We start from the raw sequence: 22,528 nt of genomic DNA on the forward strand, positions 1-22,528 counted from the left end.
ATTCGAAAAAATCTCGAATACGCTGCATTAATCCTCCACCGCTTCTAAATAGCCTTGCTGTAAACATGTATCCGTCATAAACTGCTTTATCCCTGCATCAAATGACAATTTGATCGTGCTACTTGTGATGGCCAAAATTTCGCCTTCTCCAAACATCACATGCTTTACCTTGGAGCCGACGATTAGCGCTGACTCCGTTGTAATTGTCCGATCATTACGGTATTGCTTCGGTGCTTTCCTTGGACTTTTCGACGCTTTCTTTGGCAACTCCTGAGGTGAGACGATTTGTTTTAACGCGTTCATAAACATCGATGGCACCACACTTGCTTTAAAGCGCTTGTTGTACGAAATTAATTCCAAATGGCGAATTGCACGTGTGATACCGACATAAAAGAGCCTTGTTTCTTCCTCTATCGCTTCTTCCGTCTCACTAGGTAAAATCCCATCAATTAAGTCAATCAAATATACACGGTCAAATTCCAAGCCCTTTGAACTGTGTAAGGTTGTTAGTGTAATGGCATTCTTTTCATTTTTCAGATGAGATGTACGTGCTAAATTTTCAAGGTACTTCAAACGACCCGCAAATTCGGTCATCGTCGCTGTATGGCGAGCAATTAGCCCAAGTACATCCACAATATCTAGTAAATTTTCATAATTAAAACCGAGGTCCTCGCTCATTTTCTTTAAGGCACGTTCATAACCAAAGTCATAACGGATATGCTCTAGCATGGCTGTTGGTGTTGTTTGATCAAATTGAATGCTATCATACGTTTTGCGAATTCGCTTAATATATTCTGGCTGATATTCCTTTAATTCCACATGCTCTAACAATCGTGTGAATACACAGCCATCCTCCTGCACTTTCTGCAGTGCCTTTAATTGCGTTGGTGTAAGATAAGCATTCATTTTTCTGTAAACTTTTTCAAATATCGAGATATTTTTTGTATTGTACGCTAGACGCATGAAGTTCATAATATCCTCCACAACCCAATGCGTAAAAAAGCGAATGGTGGAATCTTTCATATAGAAAGGCAAACCCGCTCTGTCTAACGCGTCCATAAGTGGAATGGCTGACGTATTATTTCGATATAAAACAGCCGTTGAGCCAGGCTTAGACAAATTTTTTAACTGATTCACTACATATTTAGCCTGTAAACTGTAATTCTCTAGGATTTTAAATGAGATTGGCTCTGCTGCAGGATTTTGCGTAAACATTTGTTTGTTATATCGTTTTTTATTTCGCTGAATGAAAAGATTGGCTGGCTCTACAATCGAGGCAGATGAACGATAGTTTTGTGTCATTAGTAAAACACGTGCCTCTGGATAAATCTTTTGGAAATTCAACAAATAATCTGGCTCTGCACCGCGCCAGCTATAAATGGCCTGATCCTCATCGGCAACGACGCATAAATTTTGATGGACTGTGACGAGCTTCTCGATGATCGCATATTGAACAGGCGATGTATCCTGACTTTCATCCGTTAAATAAAAATCGTATCGACGTTGATATTGCGCCAACACCTCTCGATTTTTCGTAAAAATATCATTCGCCATTAACAGCATATCGTCAAAATCAATGAGCAATCGGTCACTAGCTGTGCGCTTATATTCCTCATAATGCTGTAAAATCTCGACTTTTCTTGGCACCTTTACTTCTGCAATTGCCCATTCCTGTTCTGGCAGCATTTTATTTTTGATGAACGTTATGTACGTCAGTAGCTCGTCTAACTGATCTTCCGTAATTTTCGAGCCATTTAATTGTTCAAAAATCTCACGAAGCACTCGTTTTTTTGACATAACACCAGGCTGATCCGCTTCTTCCATAATCCCATAAGAAATGCCCTGACGTTCAAGTGTCTCCCGCACAACTTGAAATGCTAAACTATGAATCGTCGAAAATTCAACTGGTGGCAAATGCGGAAAAAACTTTGCAAAACGTGCCTTCATATCATTTGCTGATGCCTTACTAAATGTGACAGCCTTGATGCGAGCAGGCTTAACACCAAGCGCCTCGATCATATAGCCAATACGCATAATAATCGTCGTCGTTTTTCCTGAACCAGGAGATGCCAGTAGTAGCAGCGGTCCATTCGTCTGCAACACCGCCTGCTTCTGCACATCATTTAGATAAACGCCAAGTGACCGCTCCTTTTCCTCAAAAAATGCTTTTTGCGCTGCATTCATATCAATTACTCCGTTCTAAAAAAATCTATTTTCTATTATACCAGATGATATGGATTAACTTCCTAAGATCATTAAAAGCAACTAAATGCAGCTCGACGACTACTCATTCGAGTGATGATAGCAATTAAGGGGATTGTTTGCCTCTCCATCATTTTTAGATCATATCAAAAAAAAAGCGTATATACGCTTTTTAGTAGCTCGTTAGTGAAATTTTTTATTTGGCTATCCATTCATATTGAATATCAGCTAAATTCTCTTCATTTTCATGTCCTCTCCCTATGATTTTAAATCCATGTTTTTCATAAAATCGTTGGGCATTTTCATTAACCTCAAATGTATATAAAGTTAATCGCCCATTTGATTGTGCTTTTACTTTATCTAGTAATGTATGACCTATGCCCATCCCTTGATAGTCGACATGAATATATAGTTGGCTTATTTCGCCTTCGTTATAGGCTATCATTCCAACCACTTTTTCATCCATTAACGCTAAATCGATGTGAAACTGTTCAGCTAATAGATGATTTAAGAAATATACATGACTTTCAAAGGTGTGAATTTCTTTCTGACCAATCGCCTGTTCCTTACTATCTCGCCACATAGCAACTGTTTGTTCAGCATATTGGGGGTTATATTGCGTAATAATTATGTTGTGTTGGTTCACTACTGTACCTCCTTAAGTGCTATCTGTTGTTGGTGCATTACCATTCTTCACAATTACTTCGGATACCTGGTTATTAAAACATATAGCTTGTTTACTTTCATCTTATATTATTTTGATGATCTAAGAAATAAATTAGGTAAATTTTCAGTCATACTGTACTCCTTAATAAAGTAAAGCACATTACTTGAAGAATTAATTTGTAAGTTCTACGGATAAAAAAATATCTTCCACTCACACTAATGGTGTTGGAGGTGAGATGAAAATGGGAAATAATAAACATAAAAATAATAAAACGCAAGACAACAAAAAACAGCAAAATCAAAATCAAAATGCTAACAATGAACGTAAAAACAGAGAAGAGTTTGCTGAAGAAGTAGATTTCAGTCAAATTCAAAATGAAAACAAACGTTAATCATATGATCATGTGAAAAAACCCTAATACTCACTTCAGTAAAGATGGGTATTGGGGCTATTTTTATAATCCATCTATTACAGCATTTTACGGCTCAAACCCAGCCTGACTTATATAAACATGATTTTCTGGAAAGATTTCAATAAATCGGTTGTATACTTTTTTTATTACATCTGGTCCATACCATTCTTCTAAACCAAGTTGGTCATATTTTTTCTCAATCTCAAGTTTTCTTGTGCGTTTTCCACCACTGCCATCTCCCATGAAGTAGTCATCTATACATACCCGATCGACGAGTTGCTTCAATTTCAAAGGAAAATATTCTCCACTTGGTAAAATGGGCGCGATAGCAACTTGGGTCGGAATGGCCGCAGCTGCTAATTTTTCCAATGTCTTAAAACGCGCTTGGATTGAAGGTGCCATTGGCGTAAAATGTTTACGTATCGTTTCCGAATCTGTCTCAATTGTCAAACTTACTCGTACTTTATCTTTAAATTGTCGCAGCAAATCAATATCTCGACTGACAAGTGGACTTCTCGTTTGTACAAATAAGAAGTCAGGGGGATCCTCTAGCATCACTTCGAGTAAAGATCGCGTCACTTTTTCCTTATGCTCTATTGGCTGATACGGGTCTGTACTTGAGGACATAAAAATGGTTACAGGCCCTTTGGCTTTGGCACGATGAAGCTCCTTTTTTAACACATGCGCCGCACCGTTTTTAACATCGACCCAACTTCCCCATTCCCCTTCTCGAAAAAGAGATACAGGCATTTGACGTACATAGCAATAGGAACATCCAAAGGAACAGCCTGTATAAGGATTGAGTGAATGCGTATAGCCAGAAAGAAAGCCAGTCCCTTTATTCAAAATGGTTTTTGGATGCTTATAGAATAATTCGCTTTTCATACGGACCCTCCATTCCATGTGTAGCAAGTATTATGCATTGCTAGACGAACCTCGCTCTTCAAGGGCCAAGAGCAATTTCTTCATTTCTAATCCGCCCCGATAGCCAGTTAAAGAGCCATTCTTTCCTGTTACACGATGGCACGGTACAGTAAGTAACACTGGATTAGCCCCAATAGCTGCTCCAACAGCACGAACAGCTGCTGGTTTATTGATAGCATGGGCAATGTCTGAATAGGATTTGGTCTGCCCATAAGGAATTTCACAAAGTGCTTGCCAGACTGCTAGCTGAAATGGCGTACCTTCGTACTCAAATGGGATAGAAAAGGTTTGCCTCTTTCCTGCTAGATACTGAATGATTTCATGGACATAGGGTGCAAGCTTTTCCTCATCTTCAATAAGAGGACTTCCTGGAAAGCGTTTCTTCGCCCATTCAAACATTTCCTCGAATGGTTTGTTCTGTGAACCTACAAACACAAGGCCCTTGGAGGTAGCAGCAATATAAAAATGCCAATCCTCAAACTTGAGTAAAGACCAAAAAAGGGTTGGTTTATTTTTTATTTCCATCATTTATTTCCTCCATTTTTCTCATTTGACGAAATTGCGCTGGGGTCTGACCGGTTTTCTTTTTAAATAAAGTAATAAAATAGGGCGCATTCGCCATACCCACACATATGGCAATATCGCCTATTGCTTTATTCGTCTGAATTAAATACTTTTTAGCCGCGTGTACGCGAACTTGTTGTATATACTCAACGGGCGTCATGCCTTTAATCTTTTTAAATGTTCGATGCATATGATAGGGACTCCCATGACAAATCATTGCTAAAGATTCTAGCGTTAATTTTTCAGCGAAATTTTGATCAATGTATGCTGTGATAATATCAACCCACTCGCTATCAGGCAAATTTTCATTAGTTGGCTTGCAACGTTTACAAGGGCGAAAATTTGCGCGGAGTGCTTGTTCTGCAGTTGCAAAAATACATACATTCTCTTTTTTCGGAACGCGAGACTTGCAGGATGGTTTACAAAATATCCCTGTTGACTTGACAGCATAGAAAAATTGATTGTTGTACGCTGTATCATTCGTGATAATGGCTTGCCACTTTTCATCTGTCATCATTTCTACATTATTCAAAGTTTTATTTTCATCATTCATAGGATCCAGCATTTATCTCACCTCTCCTTACAATATACTCCCTAAAAATTCACAATGTACAATTCTGGATATGGAATAGCAAGATATTGAAGTTTTTTTATTTAGAATCGTGAAAAATGATGCCAAGACCGTATCGATCTCCAGCAGTAATCGTACTTACTCCATGACGAACCGTATGTTTATAATATCCCCTTTTACCTAGAACAGGTCTATGGTTCGTAGGAAAGATGAGTGCACTGCCCTGATCTAACGTAATAACATGTCCCCTACTCTGAGCACGTGGAATTTGTTCCACTAGGATTGATTCTCCACCAGAAAAGTCTTGTTCGCGTTGATTTAATACAAATACTACCTGAAACGGGAAGAAGACATCGCCATATAAATCTTGATGCAAACAATTAAAGCCACCTGTTTCATACTTTAAGAGTAACGGTGTCGGTCTAGTTTGTTCAAATTCTTCACAAGTGTTCAAAAAATCTTGAAGCTGAGCAGGAAACTGCGCTGTTTTCTTTAAATAACCTAACCATCGATTAGCTGTTTTGGCCAATTCTTGATAAAAGGACTCTCTTAAACTTTGGATAATTTCAGGCAATGGATAGGAAAAATATTTGTATTCCCCCTCCCCAAAGCGATACCTCGTCATATTAATGGTCGTTCTATATGGCTCTTCCGTACTATACAACCCTATTAAGAATTCACATTCCTCTTTTGTTAAAATTACTGGAAGCTTTGCAAATCCTTGTTTATCTAGTTCATGTTGAATGGCATCCCACTCTAAGCTGCCAACACGTGTTTGAATATCTTGGACTATTTTTATTCCCTCCTTGGCCTTCTTAATAACTAACACTATAACCCCATCAATAGAAAAAAATAAGGCGTTTAGAATGGAATAGCAAGATAACAAAATGAGTAAAGCTACTTTTATGATAAAGTAAACTAGCAAACTGTGTATGTTGAAAAGGAGAATGAAAAAGTGATATGGCATGACGTTGACGATGTGATAATCATTACCTTACCAGCAAATTTTGATATGAATGCGAATCTAGGCTATTTAACAAGAGAAAAAAATGAATGCATGTATGAAATAGAGAACGATATCATCACAAAAGTGATAGCCATTGGAGAAATGCAATCTTTAGTAAAGATAAGCGTAATCGATAATCAACAAATGGTTGTTCAATTCCTAAATGGTTCTAGGCCTATTGAAAAGAGGGCGCGGGAAAAAATTGCAACATATATACTTGAATGGTTTGATCTTGATAACGATTTAACGCCATTTTATGAAATGGCAAATGCAGATCCATTACTTCAAATACCTGCCCAAAAATTCTATGGATTACGAGTTATCGGCATTCCCGATTTATTTGAAGCGTTATGCTGGGGCGTTTTAGGGCAACAAATCAACCTTGCCTTTGCTTACTCTTTAAAGAGACAATTTGTAGAAAGCTTTGGCGATTCTATCGAATGGAAGGGTAAAAAGTATTGGGTATTCCCTCCGTACGAACGAATTGCACAGTTAACACCTACTGACCTAGCAGCTATTAAAATGACAGTTAAAAAAAGTGAATATATTATTGGCATTGCAAGACTAATGGCAAACGGAGATTTATCGAAGGACCAATTAATGAACATGAATTTTAAAAAGGCAGAAAGAAGCTTAATCAAAATACGAGGAATCGGACCTTGGACAGCCAATTACGTGCTAATGCGTTGCCTGAGGTTTCAGACAGCTTTTCCAATCGATGATGTGGGTCTGATTAATTCAATAAAAACATTACGGAATATGAACCGAAAGCCTACGAAAGAGGAAATCTTAGCGCTCTCGATACCATGGAAAAACTGGGAATCCTACGCTACCTTCTATTTATGGCGTGTTCTTTACTAAATATCATCACCTTGATTTGAGCATGTCTTGAAAAAATGAATCAAAACATGCTCTTATGTAGCTACGTTTTATTCAATGGATACAGAATGCTTATTAGAGCTGTAATTCTTTGATACAATCAATGGTTGTTTTTATAAACTCTTTGACAGCGGGAAGGGATTGCTTCTTTGAGCGAGTAATCATGCTTATTTCTCGGAAAGGTTCGGGTAAGAGAGGTTTTACAATGGTCCCTTCTAAATTATAGGGTAAAGCTAGTTCTGGTATGATTGTAATGCCTAATCCTTCACGTACCATTGCAATGATTGTTTGATTTTCCTCCACATTAAACTGTATGTTTGGGGAAACTTCTTGTTCCTGTAAAAACTTCTTAACACTCACTTCACATCCTAGCTGAGGCATAATAAAAGCCTCCCCTTGAAGTTCTTCCGCCTTTACTTGTTCATTGATTGCAAGATGATGATGAAACGGTACGATTGCTACTAATCGATCTCTTACTATGGTAATAGCCTCCAAATGGTCCATAGAGTTACTTAAAGATGTAAACCCTATATCCACTTTCCCCTCTTCTACCCAACGTGTAATTTGGTCATAGCTCCCCTCATAAAAATTTATTTCAATTCCCTTAAACTCTCCTTTAAACCGTGATATGATCGTTGGCAACACTTTTGAAGCGAAACTTGAAAAGCTGCCAATATTTATTTTTCCGTTTTGTATTCTTAAAATAGAAGCGGCTTCTTGTTTTATGCTTTCTGCTTCGGATAAGATATTTCTCATATTGTTGATGATACGTTCTCCACTATCTGTTAACGAGATGCCATTTCTTCCTCTATTCAAAAGTTTAATACCGAGTTCTGACTCTAATGAAGCGATATTATGGCTTATGCCCGATTGTGTCATCGCCAATATTTCACCTGCTTTTGTGAAATTTCCAATATCGACTACTTTGACGAATATTTCTATTTGCAAAAGGTTCACAAGCTAACCTCCGTATAAGATTTAACTTTCCATTCGACTTCCTCATGTTTAAGATTAAAAACATGAATTTTACTTATCAATTCTATCATACTACAATAATCTTAGAATGAAGGAGGAGATAGCAATGAAAAAAGTGGTAGAGTTTTTTTATGTTGATGCATTCACCACAGAAACGTTTGGAGGAAATCCAGCTGGCGTTATACCTCATGCAGAAAATTTAACAGATGAGGAAATGCTAAACATAGCCAATGAATTAAACCTTTCGGAAACGGCCTTTCTTTTACCATCAACAAATGTAAATGCAGATTATCAAATAAAATATTTTACTCCTACAAAAGAAGTTGACTTTTGCGGTCACGCTACGTTAGGTACAGCATGGTTAATGGCTAATAAGTACAATTGGATTGATAAGGACGAGAAAATAATCTTTGAATCAAACATTGGACTAATTCCTGTAAAATGGATTACGGAAAACAATCACTTAAAGAGCGTGTCCATGACTCAAGTACGTCCCCATATAAAAAGTATAGACATTAGCCCTGAAGTCGTTGCGGACCTTGTGGGTTTAGAGGAAACGGACATTGATGATCGATACCCGATAAAAATAGCGAACACAGGGGTCCCACATCTTATGGTTCCCGTTAAAACACGTCAAGCAATTGATCAAGCAGAACCTAAATTAAATGAGCTTAAAAAGATGAACAATCATTTTAACATATCAACCACTCACCTCTTTACCTTTGACACAAATGGGGAATTTGATATTTATACAAGAGATTTTTGCCCAAATATAGGGATCGATGAAGATCCAGTTACAGGGGCAGCAAACGGTGCATTAGGTGGTTATTTATATCTAGAAAATATACTAGCTCCACAAGAAAAACATCAATTAGTAATTGGGCAAGGACATACGATTAATAGACCTGGGACTCTTTATGTCACGATCACACCTGATGAGGAGAATGCTGTTATTGAAGTAGCAGGAGCAGCAGTTGTTTCAATAGAAGGAAAAATACTTTTATAATACTATTTTTCTGAATTTTCTGTGTTAATTATCATCATAAAATAAACTTCTCTAAATTATTCACTTAAATTTAGAGAAGTCTTATTTATGCCAAATAAAGTGGTTAGTTCAATGCATTTAAATGCGTTTTTAAGTATTGCAAAAATGGTTGCTCCATGAGATCGGTTTTTCGAGAGCAAATAAATAAACTTTGCTGAATAGCTGCCTGCTCAACATACACTTGAGCAAGTTTCCCGTTTGCTATACTTTCATCTACACTATAGGACGGAGCTAAAGTCATGCCGTACCCCGCTTCCACTACTTTTATGGATTCGTGTAAGCCCTGCATTTGAAGCCCTAATTTAGGTAATGGCGCATTAAATGTGTAAAAAATGGACTCCAATAAATCGAGTGTCGAGCTACCACGTTCCCGATAAATAAAGTCCTCGTTCGATAATTCATAGATGGAGACCGTTTGATTTGCTAGAGGATGTGAGGGATGGACTATAAACCAAAACGGGATATCTAATACCTTTTCAAATTGTAAATCTTCATGGCCAATTTTGCTTTGAACGACAAAACCAAAATCTACTTCATAATTCAGAACTTGCTCCTCCACAGATTGAACATTACCTAACGATACAAAAAATTCAATTTGAGGATGAGCAAGCTTGTATTTAGCGATGATAGGCGGAAGTATATAATTAATAGGGATATAAGAGGACGCTATATGTATTTTGTCTTCCTTTGCTAAAAACTTCCCAAGCTTCTCATCGATTTGTGCTTCTAAGTAAAATAAACGCATGCCCTGCTCGTATAAAAACTTCCCCCTCTGGCGTTAATTGAATTCCACGCCCTTTACCTTCAATCAATTTTGCCCCTATTTCATTCTCTAATTTTCGAATTTGTATGGTAACAGCAGGTTGACTTAGTAGCATACTATTCGCTGCTGCAGTAATTCCGCCAAGCTTGGCTACATTCGTAAAGATCCTCAATGCATGTAAATTCATTCCATTCCACCCTTTCTATCCATAAATAATATTTATGAATAAGCAATAATTATATATTTGTTTTATGTATAGTTTACCAGTAATTTAAGTATTGAGGTGATTGAATGGAAATTTTACTACAGGAATGGTTAACAGTAAAAGGAGTTATTTTATTTACAATTGGTTTACTCGCAGCTATAATAGGCGTGCTTTTTGGGGCAGCAGGCTTTATTTTGATGCCTTCATTGTTACTCGTCGGCATTCCGATACATACAACCGTTGCCGTTAATAAATTTGCGACAGGCTTATCAGCCCTATCAAATGTTGTTTCATTTGTCATAAAAGGACAATTATCTATAAAAAAATATTTTTCTTTCATGATTGTTGCTAGTATAGGAGGAGTATTTGGGGCATTATTCGCAATCCTTTTATCGGAACAAATTATGAATGTGGTCGCTTGTATAAGCTTAATATTTGCATTTCTAATTGTCCTTTGCAGTAATAAGTGGATTGTCAAAGATGTAAAAGAAACAGAGGAACAACCCTTGAGCAAGCTCATTCCATTTGCAATCTCCATATATGACGGTGGTTTTGGACCAGGTTCAGCTCTTATGAATATAACCTATTTCCTGAAAAAACAATACCATTATTTAAAAGCAGTCGAGTTAACAAGAATGCTCTCGTTATCAAGCTGTACAGGTGCTTTTCTCTTTTATTACTTTACTGGCATTGTTGATTGGGGAATTGCTATCCCTGTTTCACTTGGCTCTATTGCTGGCTCTTTCTTAGGTTTAAGGATCATTCCGTATATCCAAACAAAATGGATTCAAATTATTTTACCGATCATTTTTTTGTTCTTAATTGTTCAAGTTGTGTCGGATTTAATAAAATAAGCGAAACAAGTCCTACCTTTTTTGCCCCAAATTTAAGGATATCTAAGGTAGAGCTTGTTTAGAATCCGCAATTTACGTTAGAAATAGCTACTGTTAGTAGAATAGACGAACAATTTTAGCAATAATAATTTGCATAGGTTTTATTTATCTACCGCCACTCACATTTATAATTTCTCCAAGGATGTAATTTGAGGCATCAGAAGAAAGGAAGGCAATTACTTCTGCTATCTCTTTAGGCGCTGCAGCTCGTTTAATGGGTACAGAGGAAGCCATCCGTTCAAGCCGATTGTCGCCAGGAGCAAATTTATCGTGAAAGGGTGTCTCTACCATTCCAGGAGCTACCCCGTTCACGATAATTCCATATTCAATTAATTCTCTGGACATACCAATCGTCATTGTATTGATAGCTCCCTTAGCCGATGCATAATGAATACTTTCCCCTGCCCCACCAATACGTGCAGCTGCTGAAGAGATATTAATAATTTTTCCGCATTTCTTCGGAATCATATGTCTTAATACAGCTTGAGAGCATAAGAGCACACTATTGACATTTAGCTTGAATGTTTCTTCCCATAGCTCTTCACTCATCTCCATAAAAGTACTTTGACGGATGCCGCCTCCAGCGTTATTCACTAAAACATCAATCGTGCCGAATGAAGAAATAGCCTGCTCAACCATTGCGTTCACTTCTTCTTTATTCACAATATTAGCTTGAATAGCAATGGCGTCTCCTCCTTTTTCTTGAATTCGTTGCAGAGCTTCGTTGGCACCTTCCACATTTGTATGATAATTGATAATTACTTTAGCCCCGTATTTTGCCACTAGCTCAGCCGTGGCAAATCCAATCCCAGAGCTTGCACCTGTGATAAGAATAACCTTTCCTGACAAGTTATGCATAGCGTCCCCCCTAACGTTTTTAATAGTAATTCGTTCATAAACAACTCAATGCACACGCACCACGATCGTTAGTCACATGATGCTACTGCTAGTATATTTTTTAATGATCGTAACGAAAATCGCCACAAGAAATACAATCAAACTATTAATGAGTAAATAATAGGCAATGTTCAATCCATAGAATAACGCAAAGGGATCACGAATTATAATTAGTGCTATTACACTCCCTAGTCCACCAAATACACCTGCCAGTAGTAAAATGATGAAAGCAGCATGATATAGATTTTTCTTTTTTCTGAAGAATAGAAATCCAATCACATTTGCACTAACGATCAAAAAGCCTATTAGTATAAAGAAAAAACCTTCCATTCAACTCCCTCTTTTCAAAACGATTTCGTCATGGGATAACTATTCCTTCCCCATGAATTAAAGTGGTCCACCCTCAAAACCAATAGGCCAACCATTTTCTTTAAATTTCACTTTATACTGAAATTCAAAGTGACCCTCATAAATAAAAGCTAAACTAAAGCCTGAAAATATATAACTATCAAAGTTAGCCATATTTCCAAAGCATATCGTCGATAAATAATAGCTGTTTATTTCTTGATTAGGAAAAAACTTATGTAAATACGCCAATGCGCAGCTTATATGTAAATGGAGTTCATCGAAAATTCTTTCCGCTAATTCGATGATCCCCACCTCAGGATTTTCATTATTTCCTTGGATAATTATCTCCACATCTTCCCATTCCCCGATATTCATACTGTATAACCACTGTTCCTGAATAAGATACTTCTCTTTATCGTATACAGGGGGATTGACTAGGTTTATTTTTTTGATGTCATCTTTAGTTAACGGTTTTGCAAGAATAAGCTTATTATGCAAAATGTCTTTGATATTAGAGACCATATATTTTGATTTGTTTAATTCTAAAGAGTCCATTTTCCACCTCCGTTTAAAGTAATTATACCCTTATCGCTCTACAACCATTGTAAGTTCAAAAAGAAAAAAGTGCTAGCTTTGTAACTAATTACAGAATAGATAACCGCTTCAAATCTAAACATATCGTTACCTCTGTTATAACTAAATCAGTGCCTATTTAATCTATCATCTATCAAGTTGTTCAAAAAAAGAAGCCCCCAACCCTTGCATTCAAAATAGCAAAACAGCTATTCAAAAAGGTTCGGCCTTTTGAACAGCTGCTACATTTTATTGCAATGGAATGTTTACTTCAATATTTTCCCCAATCGGATTAGGGTAATAGTTTAAATATAGCTTAGCTTTTCCATTATATTCTTCAAATTGTGATGTCTCCACTACATACTGCTCGTCTCGTGAAATCGTCAAACCTTTGAATTCTAGAGGCGTACCATCTTCTTTTATGGCGTCAGAAAGCATTAATAATTTGCCCTCATTATTTTTATTCATCTTAACTGCTATACTTTGCTGCACTATTGAAATGTCCCCCTTAAAATAAGTAGGCTTCGTGATTATCTCTTTTGTGCCAAAATCAACTTCGATAAAATCCTCACCCTTTGGCACAGCTTGAACGGCGCCAATCATAACCGTCAATGACGCTGGATCATCGAAATAATTACTTTGCAAATAGAGCGTAAATTTGCCATCGCGAATATTTCCGTCAGCTGAAATGTCATTTCTAATACTATCTCTACGTTCACCACTTTCTGTCATGATGGCAACATCATCCAGCGCTAATAGTTGCATTGTATTATCTTTGGCTACTTCTATATCGAGTGCCACTTTTAATGGCGAACGGCGAATTTGTGTAATCGTAAATTTCTGCCCATTGACATCGATCGTACGATTTGCAGTAAAAATTTTCTCCTTTGCGATCTCGTTTTTCAGTGAAAACGGTAAAGATATTTCAATGTTCCCCTTCTCTTCATCATGAAAATGAAATACTGCTTTAAAATCCTTTGAAGTATAGGCGATAGGCTTTAAAAAATTATATTTCACGGATGAAGAGATGTATGTTTGATTGCTTGCATTCATGGTAAACGTACAGCCGCATTCAATCTCCTTATCTCCTTGAAACAATTGAACTTTCTCTAGGTTTAATTTTGAAATATCAAATGAGGCATCAGCGTCATAGAACAGGACAAATCCTAAATTATCGGCAATCACGCCCTGCAATGTAAGTGCTAAACCTTTTCTAGATTGCGTCACATTGATTTCTTCATAGTATTCATGGTCTACAATATCTTTTATTCCTTTATCTATTGCAATCGCTGTTACAATTGCTTGAAAGCCAGGTATTTTTGCAACTTGGCTAGCAATCGTTGGTGAAACGCGAATTGAAAAGAGAAGGCTTAGACAAAGCATGGAGATGAATGTAACCGAAACAATGCGCTTCTTTCTTCTTTTTTCTCGTTGAACCTTCCGAAACATGTCCATGCGAACTTGTTGCAGTTTCTCCTTTGGAACGTCAATTAATGGTTTACTCATAGCCAGTCCTCCTTTTCTCTAGCAAAGCTTCTAAGCTTCTTTAAAATGTGATGAAGCTTCGATTTCACAGTACCCTCAGGAATTTGATTGAGCTCAGCAATTTCTTTATTTTTCAATTGCTGGAAATACTTCATATAGACGAGTTGCTGCTCTGACAAAGATAAATGTTCCAATAATCTCTCCATATCTGAATAAATGACCCATTCAGATAAATGGTGTTCCTCAATTTGAACAGTTGGCGGACGTTTTCGTAAATGGTCTTTACAGCAATTGATTAAGACGCGCACAAGCCATGTTCTGGCATATTCGTGCTGTTGAACGGTATGCATTTTTTTGAGTGCCTTGTAAACAAGCTCCTGCATGACGTCCAGCGTGTCTTGCTCATTTTTCAAATATGTAAAGGCCATGCGATATAAAATATCCTCATCCATTTCAATCAGTGAAAGTATCGCTTCTTGATCTCCACGTATAGCACGCAGATCTAATTCAAATTTCATCCTTTTTCGCCTCCTTCTCTCATTAGACTCTATGTTGTTTCATTTCGTTCAAAGTTTTTAATATTTTTTAGGATCCTGTTATTACAACACTTCTCCCCATGAATCGTAAGAAGCGATTGCTCTAATTGAACAATCGCCTCTTCCCCTTACCTGTATGTATTGGTAAAAATTAAACACCATAATGAATCATCCATTTATCTTGTTTTATTGCTTCAGCTATTTTTTTGATTAATTCTTCAAGTTCTGCAGATTGGTACTCGACATTGGCTTCACTCACCATATTTAAAAATTGTTTATGAGAGCTCGGTGGTATCAAGGTTATCCCCCAATAGGCGAGACTTTTAAATGGCCTATTTGTGTTGTGTGCAAAAGTTTCGAGGTGATGTATTTTTTTGCCAAAATCCTTGGAAAGCAGTTCATCAAAGAGGTCACCATCTACACCGATGCAATTGTATTTTTCAGGTTCATAAGCAGCATATTCCTTGTCTTTTTCTATACAAGCAATGATTCCAAACTCATGAATGTATGGCATAGTATCGCAACCTCCAATTCCCTTTATGCCCGGCTAATGATTACGTTTCTTGCAAGAGAATCTTTGCAAGACGAAAAATGCCTTCCTCAATGGCTTGCTCGTCTATTTTAGCAAAGCCTAGTACCCATCCTTTTCGAGTATTTTCTAAGCAATACTTGCTCAGTGGATATACACGTATCCCATTTTCGAGTGCGAGGTTCGTCATTGCTTCTTCATCAAACGATTCTTCCGCTTCAAGAAGCATATGCAATCCCGTTTCAATGCCACTTAGCTTGAAACGTTCGGCTAGTCCTGTCGCCATGATTGCCTTTGTCATCGCTTCATGTCTACGTCGATAGACATTTCTGGCTCTCCTCATATGACGCATAAAATGACCGTGCTCAATAAAATGAGCAAGTGTTAATTGCTCCATAATGGGAAGATGTCGATAGGTTAATTGTTGTACTTGCGCTAGCTGGCGGATGGCATCTTTTGGGCCGATCACAGCCGATATTCGTATGCCAGGAGCAACCATTTTAGAAAAACTCATCATATATAATGTGTTGTGAGGTTGTTGGCTAAACAAGGTAGGCAGCGGGCCACCTCGATACCTGAACTCACCATCATAATCATCTTCTACAATCCAGAATTGATTTTTCGCGGATTTTTGCAGTAATTGTTGTTTGCGTGGCTCAGACATTATGACACCAACCGCACATTGGTGAGAAGGTGTAACAAAAATAAGCTTGGTTTGTGGATCAATCTGCTCTACTTGTACGCCATACTCATCCACGGGTACAGCAACAACATTCATACGCCGATATTTCATGGTCATCCAGGCTGCCGGAAAGCCTGGATCTTCAACCGAAACCGTTTCTCCTTCCTTAAGAAGGGCTTGGGCAATTAGATCGATGCTATGCTGTGCGCCAGAGGTTAAGATGATTTGGTCAATCTCTACATGTACACCTCTTTCAAATGTCAGGTAACGTTGAATCTGTTCACGCAGCGGTGTAAAACCGTAGGCATCGCCATAGCCCCAATTGGTCAGATCTGTTTCTGCTGAGGCCTGTAAAAACGATTGGCGCCAAATTTTTCGGAAATGCTCGTCTAAATACGGCTCATGGGGACAAAAATCAATTGCTACGTTTCCATTTTCTTTGCCTCTAAACCAACTGTTCAATTCATCTACTGCCGTGTTTAATAAAGGTAATGCTGGCGTTGATGGCCCTTGAGGAATCACCTCCTCTTGCAAGTTAGTTTTATATCCCCATTCACTCACCCTTGTTCCACCACGCCAATTTGTCACGGTATATCCTCGACTAAATAATTCCTCATATACAATTTGTATAGTTGAGCGTGAAACACCTACTAATAAGGCGAGTTCTCGGGATGGAGGAAGTAACTCCCCTGGTGGCCATTTGCCTGTTGTAATATGATGAATAGCTTGGTCAAGTAACTGTTGCCATATAGGATTTTTATCGTCTCGGTTAACTTGTAACATTCAATTCACTTCCAGTTAGAATAGAGATTGTTAAAATATGCGAAAATTAATAGTTTTGTACAGTCAATAAGTATTATACTATCAAATCGATCATTTTATAGATATAGGATGTTTGTAGTCCACTTTCCATCATCTAATTACATGATAACATCCTTTTAAAGGCTACATCCGCAGCATGAATCGTTCTATCAATATCATGTATGGAATGAGCAGTCGAGATAAATATGCTTTCATATTGAGAAGGAGGTAGAAGTATACCCTGTTTAAGCATTTCTTTATAAAAACGGCGAAACATCTCAGCATCTATTTTTTGAGCATCATCAAAATTTTGTAAGGGATGATCGATGAATGCGTAGCCAATCATTGTCCCAGCTTTCGTTGTTTTAAGTGGAATATGATTGTTATGAGCTACTTTTGATAAGCCTTGAATAAGCCGCTCTGCTAACGCTTCGATATACGTATAACTGTTATGATTTAATTTATTGATTGTGGTATACCCTGCTACCATAGCGATTGGATTACCCGATAAGGTTCCAGCCTGATAAATACTACCTTCAGGTGCAATGTGATTCATGATTTCTTTTCTTCCACCATATGCTCCAACAGGCATCCCCCCGCCAATGATCTTGCCTAAACATGTTAAGTCTGGTTTTATGTCATAAAGCCCTTGAGCAGAGTGGTAATCTATACGAAAACCAGTCATGACCTCATCAAGTATAAATAGTCCACCATATTTTGTAGTGAAAGAACGTATTGCTTGAAGAAATTCAGGGTTAGCTGGTATTCCCGCCATATTGCCTGCAAACGGTTCTACGATGACTGCTGCAATTTGTGGGCCATATTTATCAAAGATCTTTTTCAGGACTTCAATATTATTATAAGGAATGGAGATTGTATGCTTAGTGATCTCTACAGGTACACCCAGACTATCAGGAAGGCTGAAGGTAGCAATTCCTGAGCCTGCCTTTACTAATAGATGATCACTGTGTCCATGATAGTTTCCATCAAATTTCACAATCATGTCTTTGCCAGTAAAGCCTCTAGCTAGTCTAATGGCACTCATTGTCGCTTCTGTACCAGAATTCACCATTCGAATCTTCTCTATGGAAGGAATGCGAGTCGATATTAATGTGGCTAGCTTATTTTCTAGTAAAGTTGGCAAGCCAAAACTTGTCCCCCTGTAAATGGCTTCAAGAAGTGCATCTGAAACTTCCTTATCTGCATGTCCATGAATTAATGGTCCCCAAGATAGAACATAATCTATATAGCGATTGCCATCAATATCATATATGTTCGAGCCTTTCCCATGACTTATAAAAATTGGCTCCATCCCAACTGATTGAAATGCTCTCACTGGGCTATTTACCCCACCAGGCATAAGTTTTTTTGCTATTTCAAAGGCTTCTATTGATTTCGTACTATCGATGTTAAAAACCACCTTTCGCAGTGATATTATCTTTGTCTAAATTGTTGTCCCTCGTTTATGCTTTGCTGTTTTCTGAGCAATGGAACATTCATTAATAAATGTGCGCCCAAACCAGCTACAAGCCCCCAAAATGCCCCGCCAACTCCAAGTAAAGTAACATTTGCGGCTGTTGCCAAAAAAGTAATGAGTGCTGTTTCGCGTCCAATAGGATTTGTTAAAGCATTGGCAAGGCTACTACCAATTGTGCCTAGCAACGCTAATCCCGCTAATGTTGCAATGAACGTAGCTGGGAGAATTAAAAACAATGCAGCCAATGTTACCCCAAAAATTCCGACAATTATATAAAAAATGCCACAAACAATACCTGCAATATAACGTTTTCTTGAATCCTCATGAGCGTCCTTGCCCGTACAGATGGCTGCTGTAATTGCTGCTATGTTAAAAGCATGCGATCCAAAGGGTGCTGTCAGGAGTGATCCCAATCCTGTTACAATCAAAATCGGATTGGCACTCGTTTTAAATCCATCATTTCGCAACACTAACATGCCTGGCATGTACTGTCCTGTTAAGGTAATAATAAAAAGCGGCAAAGCGACACCCAATAATGCATGTAGAGAAAACGTTGGCGCAACAAATACAGGAGACGCGAAGGCTAACTCGATATGGCTGAAATCTACCTGCCCCATACTTATTAAATAAATCAAGCCAATGACTAGAATACCGACAATTGCATAGCGAGATGTAAACCTTCTTAGTACGATATACGTAGTAAACAGGACGATGACAAGTAAAGGTTCCACTTTCGCACCACCAAAGGCTGAAATACCAAATTGTAATAAAATACCTGCCAGTAGACCTGAAGCAATACCTGGAGGAATAAGTTGGACAAAACGTTCGAACATGCCTGATAAACCTAACAAAACAAATGCTATTGCAGAAATAATATAAGCTCCAATGGCTTCAGCATATGGGGTAACAGCTAAAGCCGAAACAAGAAACGCCACGCCTGGTGTTGACCAAGCTGTAATAATGGGTTCACGATACCGGTAACTTAGCCAGATACCCGTTACCCCCACACCAATGGAAATCGACCATATCCATGATGCAGTCATTTCTGGACTTAGACCGGCAACCTTTGCAGCCTGAAACACCAAGATAAAAGTGCCCCCATAGTTAACTAAGACAGATATAAAAGCAGCGATGGTGGGCGACAGGAAATCACGTACATTCAGTGAAACGGATGTTGAGTTCATACACTTTCCTACCTTTCTACAAATTATTTTAATCACTTCTTCATACTAGGAATTCAGCACGTATTCGCGTCCTTTAAGAACTGTTCCCTTCCTATATGGAATGTCGTTTTCCTATTGTCATTAGCCCTCTTTATGTAACGTGACCTTCCAGAAAAAATTTCAATTTGCTTGATTCCCAGTAACAATTTACTTGCCGCTATTTGATAAAATGTCAATCTACCTGAACTAAACAGTAGCACTTCCCCTCCTTGCTAATAAATGAACGGTCTTAGCATAACGTAATACGGATTGATAAAAAACATCCAAAACTGCGAATTTGAGCAGTCCATAAAATTAGGTATAATAAAATAACCACTATCCCTATAGTGTAGTTTTATAAAAATGACTAATCGTTAAAAACAAACATTGATCATTCATATTAAGTTTGATAAAAATCCTGTGTTGAAATGCAGGATTTTTTTGTCAACAAACGGGCCATTTAATAGAATAAAATACAATAATTATTGGACGCGAAGATTGTGAAGATTACTTAAACTAATGGTGCAGGTTAGTTGAAGTACCATCTCCTTTTTATATTGGAACTTTCATCTAAATACAAACGTTAAACTTATAAATTCTCTACTGTTATTAATAGTTTTGTGAAATAGAAAGGGGACTTTTATGAAATCCAATCTTTTGGTGTGGGTATTTTTTCTTCCTTTATTCTTATTTTTCAGTTTAATGCTATATATTGAAGTTTCAATTTATTCAGCTTTGCCTCCAGAACTAGGTGGAAGGGGTTTTTGGATAGAATTTAAAAATGCTTGGTATCGTTCAATTTGGTTTTATGCAATAGTATTGTTATTTTCCTTCTTGCTTTATTTGAAGTTTTTACATAAAGGAAAATAAAGAATTAATAAACTTTTGCTGTTGAACTAACGGGATGCTTTAGTTTAGCAAGAATTATGCTTATAATCTTCCACAATCGGGCGCGATTCTGGAACAAGAATCAGCGCTTTTTTTAATTAAAGGGCCAGATTATTGATAAACCTTTTCAATAAAATTGGACATTATTGTTGAATTATTGAGTAAAAGATTTTGAAGCTTTTCACTTAAACTAACGGGGCAGTTTAGTTCAAGAATTGATAGACGAAAAGGGACTAAAATATGGTAATATTATTTACAAATAGTCTTTTTTACATAAGGGGGATTTTTTTGAAAAAATATCTAAAAATTGTTGTTGTTTTTATTCTAATAATTTCATGTCTAACCCTTACTTCTTGTACAAAAACAGAAAAAGAGCAAAAAATACTTGACAAAGAAATGGTGTTCTCATTTGAGCACCCTCAAACCAAACAAAAATACAAAATCATTTATGCCAATCAACTGTTTTATCCGTATATTGAAAAGGTCAAAGATAATCCGAATCTTTCAACCTCGGAAACCTTAGAACTGTATAATAATGAGATTATTCAACCCATATATCAAGATTGTTTTGAAAATGGAGAATACCTTCATATGGCAGAAAACCTTCTTAATACGATTCCTAATGGGTTAACAGAAATAGAAGTGGTAAGTGAAAAAATGGAGACTCGTAAAGCAGAAATCAATCAACTTATACAAGAATCCCTTTTGAAATCAGCTGACCTCCTACCCTCTCAAAGTGATGTAGCAGTTTGTGTATTCCCTTCCTCTACCAATAATAGGGGGGCATTCGCAGTAGGGGCGGGCAAAATTATTATCCCACTTAATCTAAATGGTTTGGGGGATGCTTTAAAGTCAATCGTTGCCCACGAATACCATCACAGTGTTTGGGCGGAAAAGCATGCCAATGGGGACAGGTTTTCTGTTTTGGATAATATGGTTTTTGAAGGAAAAGCGGTCATGTTTGAAAAATCTGTATATCCTGTCTACGACTATACTCCGATTTACTTGACTTACAACAAGGTTTTGTGGTCTAAAGTTAAACCTGATTTAAAAAATTATGACAGTAATCGTAGTTTAGAAATTTTAAATGGCGGAAAAGGGTTGCCGATATCTTACGGCTATAGTGAAGGTTACAAGATGGTTAAATCCTATCTTGACTTAAATCCTGATAAAACTCCAGAGGAATGGACTGCCTTAAGTGCAAAAGAAATTTTTGAAAAAGGAAACTATCTTGAAAACTATAAATAACAAATCTATGAATGAATTGACATATATTATAGGGGTAAATATATATTAAGAATTAGTTAAAAATAATTGAGTTGCGTATGCAGCTCTTTTTTTCTTATTGAACTAACCAGGTGCTTTAGTTCAAAAACGATCTTCAACAATCGGGCACTTTTCTGAAATTAGGAAAGCGTCTTTCTTCATGAAAAGGGCCAGATTGTTGAATAACAATTAGGTCACCAAAGGACGCTTTGGGAGCTTTTTTGTTAATGGTATAATATATTTAAAATTCCTTTATTAGGGTTGTTTGTGCGAGAACTATACTGTCAATAGATTGTCTTGGAGGAGAAGTGATTTTAAATGAATAGACGAAAATTGTATTGGGTATTACTTGTTCCTAGTGTTCTTATATATATTGTAACTTTAATTTTATTGCCTGAAAGTAAAAAGAATTATTCTGTATTTATAATTCTCTTATTTTGGATTGTTTATTATGGTGTTATTAAAATAAATGATTTGAAAAACAAACGAAGAAAATTATAGGGCATTTAATTGAAAAACCGATCTTCAACAATCGGGCGCAATTCTTTAATTAAGAATGCGTCTTTTTTCATGAAAGGGCCATATAGTTTGTAACATACTTTTGTCCCTATAGATACATCCTCATTGATTATTCAATACCTTTTTATAACGAAAGGTGTTTTTATTTATCTCGTTTTTAGTTAATCCTAGCTGAATATTGATTACAACAAATGCACCTATTCTGATGGTTTGTTGAAC

Annotated in this window: 24 protein-coding genes; 6 read left to right on the forward strand and 18 right to left on the reverse strand. The window is 37.1% G+C overall.

Annotated features, from left to right (window positions below; translation table 11 throughout):
- Positions 1-27: 27 nt before the first annotated feature.
- A complete protein-coding gene (locus tag MKZ14_RS11520; RefSeq protein ID WP_339279867.1) occupies positions 28-2,184 on the reverse strand; it encodes an ATP-dependent helicase in 2,157 nt (718 codons plus the stop codon).
- 214 nt (positions 2,185-2,398) lie between these two features.
- Positions 2,399-2,848 carry a GNAT family N-acetyltransferase gene (locus MKZ14_RS11525; RefSeq protein ID WP_333004359.1) on the reverse strand — a complete coding sequence of 150 codons (450 nt, stop codon included), beginning with the start codon at positions 2,846-2,848 and terminating at the stop codon, positions 2,399-2,401.
- A gap of 262 nt (positions 2,849-3,110) precedes the next feature.
- On the opposite strand from MKZ14_RS11525, the gene MKZ14_RS11530 reads away from it, so the two are divergent.
- Entirely contained in the window at positions 3,111-3,260 is a 150-nt protein-coding gene (locus MKZ14_RS11530) for a hypothetical protein (protein WP_016992948.1), read from the forward strand.
- A gap of 87 nt (positions 3,261-3,347) precedes the next feature.
- Here MKZ14_RS11530 and MKZ14_RS11535 read toward each other — a convergent pair whose 3' ends face one another.
- The 4 genes from MKZ14_RS11535 to MKZ14_RS11550 form a co-directional block, all read right to left on the reverse strand.
- The gene (locus tag MKZ14_RS11535; RefSeq protein WP_339279868.1) at positions 3,348-4,166 is read right to left on the reverse strand and encodes a radical SAM protein; all 819 of its coding nucleotides are present in this window, start codon (positions 4,164-4,166) and stop codon (positions 3,348-3,350) included.
- A gap of 30 nt (positions 4,167-4,196) precedes the next feature.
- Entirely contained in the window at positions 4,197-4,730 is a 534-nt protein-coding gene (locus MKZ14_RS11540) for a methylated-DNA--[protein]-cysteine S-methyltransferase (protein ID WP_312127020.1), read from the reverse strand.
- Positions 4,714-5,334: a bifunctional transcriptional activator/DNA repair enzyme AdaA gene (locus tag MKZ14_RS11545; protein ID WP_339279869.1), complete on the reverse strand. Its 621-nt coding sequence runs from the start codon at positions 5,332-5,334 to the stop codon at positions 4,714-4,716. Before MKZ14_RS11545 ends, MKZ14_RS11540 begins: the two co-directional genes overlap by 17 nt.
- Positions 5,335-5,419: 85 nt before the next feature.
- Positions 5,420-6,133, reverse strand: a complete 714-nt coding sequence (locus MKZ14_RS11550) for a 2OG-Fe(II) oxygenase (RefSeq protein ID WP_026023410.1) — start codon at positions 6,131-6,133, stop codon at positions 5,420-5,422.
- A gap of 162 nt (positions 6,134-6,295) precedes the next feature.
- Here MKZ14_RS11550 and MKZ14_RS11555 point away from each other — a divergent pair, with 162 nt between their 5' ends.
- Positions 6,296-7,207: a DNA-3-methyladenine glycosylase gene (locus MKZ14_RS11555; protein ID WP_333004353.1), complete on the forward strand. Its 912-nt coding sequence runs from the start codon at positions 6,296-6,298 to the stop codon at positions 7,205-7,207.
- Between the two features lie 93 nt (positions 7,208-7,300).
- On the opposite strand, the gene MKZ14_RS11560 is transcribed toward MKZ14_RS11555, so the two are convergent.
- Positions 7,301-8,182, reverse strand: coding sequence for a LysR family transcriptional regulator (locus MKZ14_RS11560; protein WP_016992943.1), 882 nt, complete (start codon positions 8,180-8,182; stop codon positions 7,301-7,303).
- 124 nt (positions 8,183-8,306) lie between these two features.
- Here MKZ14_RS11560 and MKZ14_RS11565 point away from each other — a divergent pair, with 124 nt between their 5' ends.
- Complete coding sequence (locus tag MKZ14_RS11565; protein WP_016992942.1) at positions 8,307-9,206, forward strand: PhzF family phenazine biosynthesis protein; 900 nt, start codon at positions 8,307-8,309, stop codon at positions 9,204-9,206.
- 103 nt (positions 9,207-9,309) lie between these two features.
- Here the strand turns inward: MKZ14_RS11565 and MKZ14_RS11570 are convergent, their stop codons facing one another.
- Together MKZ14_RS11570 and MKZ14_RS11575 are read right to left on the reverse strand one after the other, a co-directional pair.
- Positions 9,310-9,990: a LysR substrate-binding domain-containing protein gene (locus tag MKZ14_RS11570; RefSeq protein WP_238542806.1), complete on the reverse strand. Its 681-nt coding sequence runs from the start codon at positions 9,988-9,990 to the stop codon at positions 9,310-9,312.
- Complete coding sequence (locus tag MKZ14_RS11575) at positions 9,956-10,195, reverse strand: LysR family transcriptional regulator (RefSeq protein ID WP_238542805.1); 240 nt, start codon at positions 10,193-10,195, stop codon at positions 9,956-9,958. The genes MKZ14_RS11570 and MKZ14_RS11575 overlap by 35 nt, the downstream gene beginning before the upstream one ends.
- Positions 10,196-10,299: 104 nt before the next feature.
- On the opposite strand from MKZ14_RS11575, the gene MKZ14_RS11580 reads away from it, so the two are divergent.
- Positions 10,300-11,067: a sulfite exporter TauE/SafE family protein gene (locus tag MKZ14_RS11580; RefSeq protein ID WP_333004348.1), complete on the forward strand. Its 768-nt coding sequence runs from the start codon at positions 10,300-10,302 to the stop codon at positions 11,065-11,067.
- Between the two features lie 144 nt (positions 11,068-11,211).
- Here MKZ14_RS11580 and MKZ14_RS11585 read toward each other — a convergent pair whose 3' ends face one another.
- The 9 genes from MKZ14_RS11585 to MKZ14_RS11625 all read right to left on the reverse strand — a co-directional run bounded on the left by MKZ14_RS11585 (position 11,212) and on the right by MKZ14_RS11625 (position 19,618).
- On the reverse strand, positions 11,212-11,964 hold the full coding sequence (locus MKZ14_RS11585) for a 3-oxoacyl-ACP reductase family protein (RefSeq protein ID WP_339279871.1): 753 nt from the start codon (positions 11,962-11,964) through the stop codon (positions 11,212-11,214).
- Between the two features lie 72 nt (positions 11,965-12,036).
- The gene (locus tag MKZ14_RS11590; protein WP_339279872.1) at positions 12,037-12,333 is read right to left on the reverse strand and encodes a 3-isopropylmalate dehydrogenase; all 297 of its coding nucleotides are present in this window, start codon (positions 12,331-12,333) and stop codon (positions 12,037-12,039) included.
- A gap of 57 nt (positions 12,334-12,390) precedes the next feature.
- Complete coding sequence (locus MKZ14_RS11595) at positions 12,391-12,906, reverse strand: hypothetical protein (protein WP_339279873.1); 516 nt, start codon at positions 12,904-12,906, stop codon at positions 12,391-12,393.
- Between the two features lie 267 nt (positions 12,907-13,173).
- A complete protein-coding gene (locus MKZ14_RS11600; protein WP_339279874.1) occupies positions 13,174-14,430 on the reverse strand; it encodes a DUF4179 domain-containing protein in 1,257 nt (418 codons plus the stop codon).
- Positions 14,427-14,927, reverse strand: a complete 501-nt coding sequence (locus MKZ14_RS11605) for a sigma-70 family RNA polymerase sigma factor (RefSeq protein ID WP_339279875.1) — start codon at positions 14,925-14,927, stop codon at positions 14,427-14,429. Before MKZ14_RS11605 ends, MKZ14_RS11600 begins: the two co-directional genes overlap by 4 nt.
- Before the next feature lie 169 nt (positions 14,928-15,096).
- Positions 15,097-15,459, reverse strand: a complete 363-nt coding sequence (locus tag MKZ14_RS11610) for a hypothetical protein (protein ID WP_036079224.1) — start codon at positions 15,457-15,459, stop codon at positions 15,097-15,099.
- Positions 15,460-15,499: 40 nt separating this feature from the next.
- Entirely contained in the window at positions 15,500-16,939 is a 1,440-nt protein-coding gene (locus MKZ14_RS11615; protein ID WP_339279876.1) for a PLP-dependent aminotransferase family protein, read from the reverse strand.
- 133 nt (positions 16,940-17,072) lie between these two features.
- Positions 17,073-18,365, reverse strand: a complete 1,293-nt coding sequence (hemL, locus tag MKZ14_RS11620; RefSeq protein ID WP_339281017.1) for a glutamate-1-semialdehyde 2,1-aminomutase — start codon at positions 18,363-18,365, stop codon at positions 17,073-17,075.
- Between the two features lie 26 nt (positions 18,366-18,391).
- Positions 18,392-19,618, reverse strand: coding sequence for a benzoate/H(+) symporter BenE family transporter (locus MKZ14_RS11625; RefSeq protein WP_339279877.1), 1,227 nt, complete (start codon positions 19,616-19,618; stop codon positions 18,392-18,394).
- Positions 19,619-20,278: 660 nt separating this feature from the next.
- Between MKZ14_RS11625 and MKZ14_RS11630 the strand changes: the two genes are divergently transcribed.
- On the forward strand, positions 20,279-20,506 hold the full coding sequence (locus MKZ14_RS11630; RefSeq protein ID WP_036079237.1) for a hypothetical protein: 228 nt from the start codon (positions 20,279-20,281) through the stop codon (positions 20,504-20,506).
- Between the two features lie 306 nt (positions 20,507-20,812).
- Positions 20,813-21,772 carry a DUF2268 domain-containing putative Zn-dependent protease gene (locus MKZ14_RS11635; protein WP_312125310.1) on the forward strand — a complete coding sequence of 320 codons (960 nt, stop codon included), beginning with the start codon at positions 20,813-20,815 and terminating at the stop codon, positions 21,770-21,772.
- Positions 21,773-22,528 lie beyond the last annotated feature (756 nt).

Source organism: Lysinibacillus sp. FSL P2-0066 (assembly GCF_037969495.1).
Lineage (GTDB): Bacteria > Bacillota > Bacilli > Bacillales_A > Planococcaceae > Lysinibacillus > Lysinibacillus boronitolerans.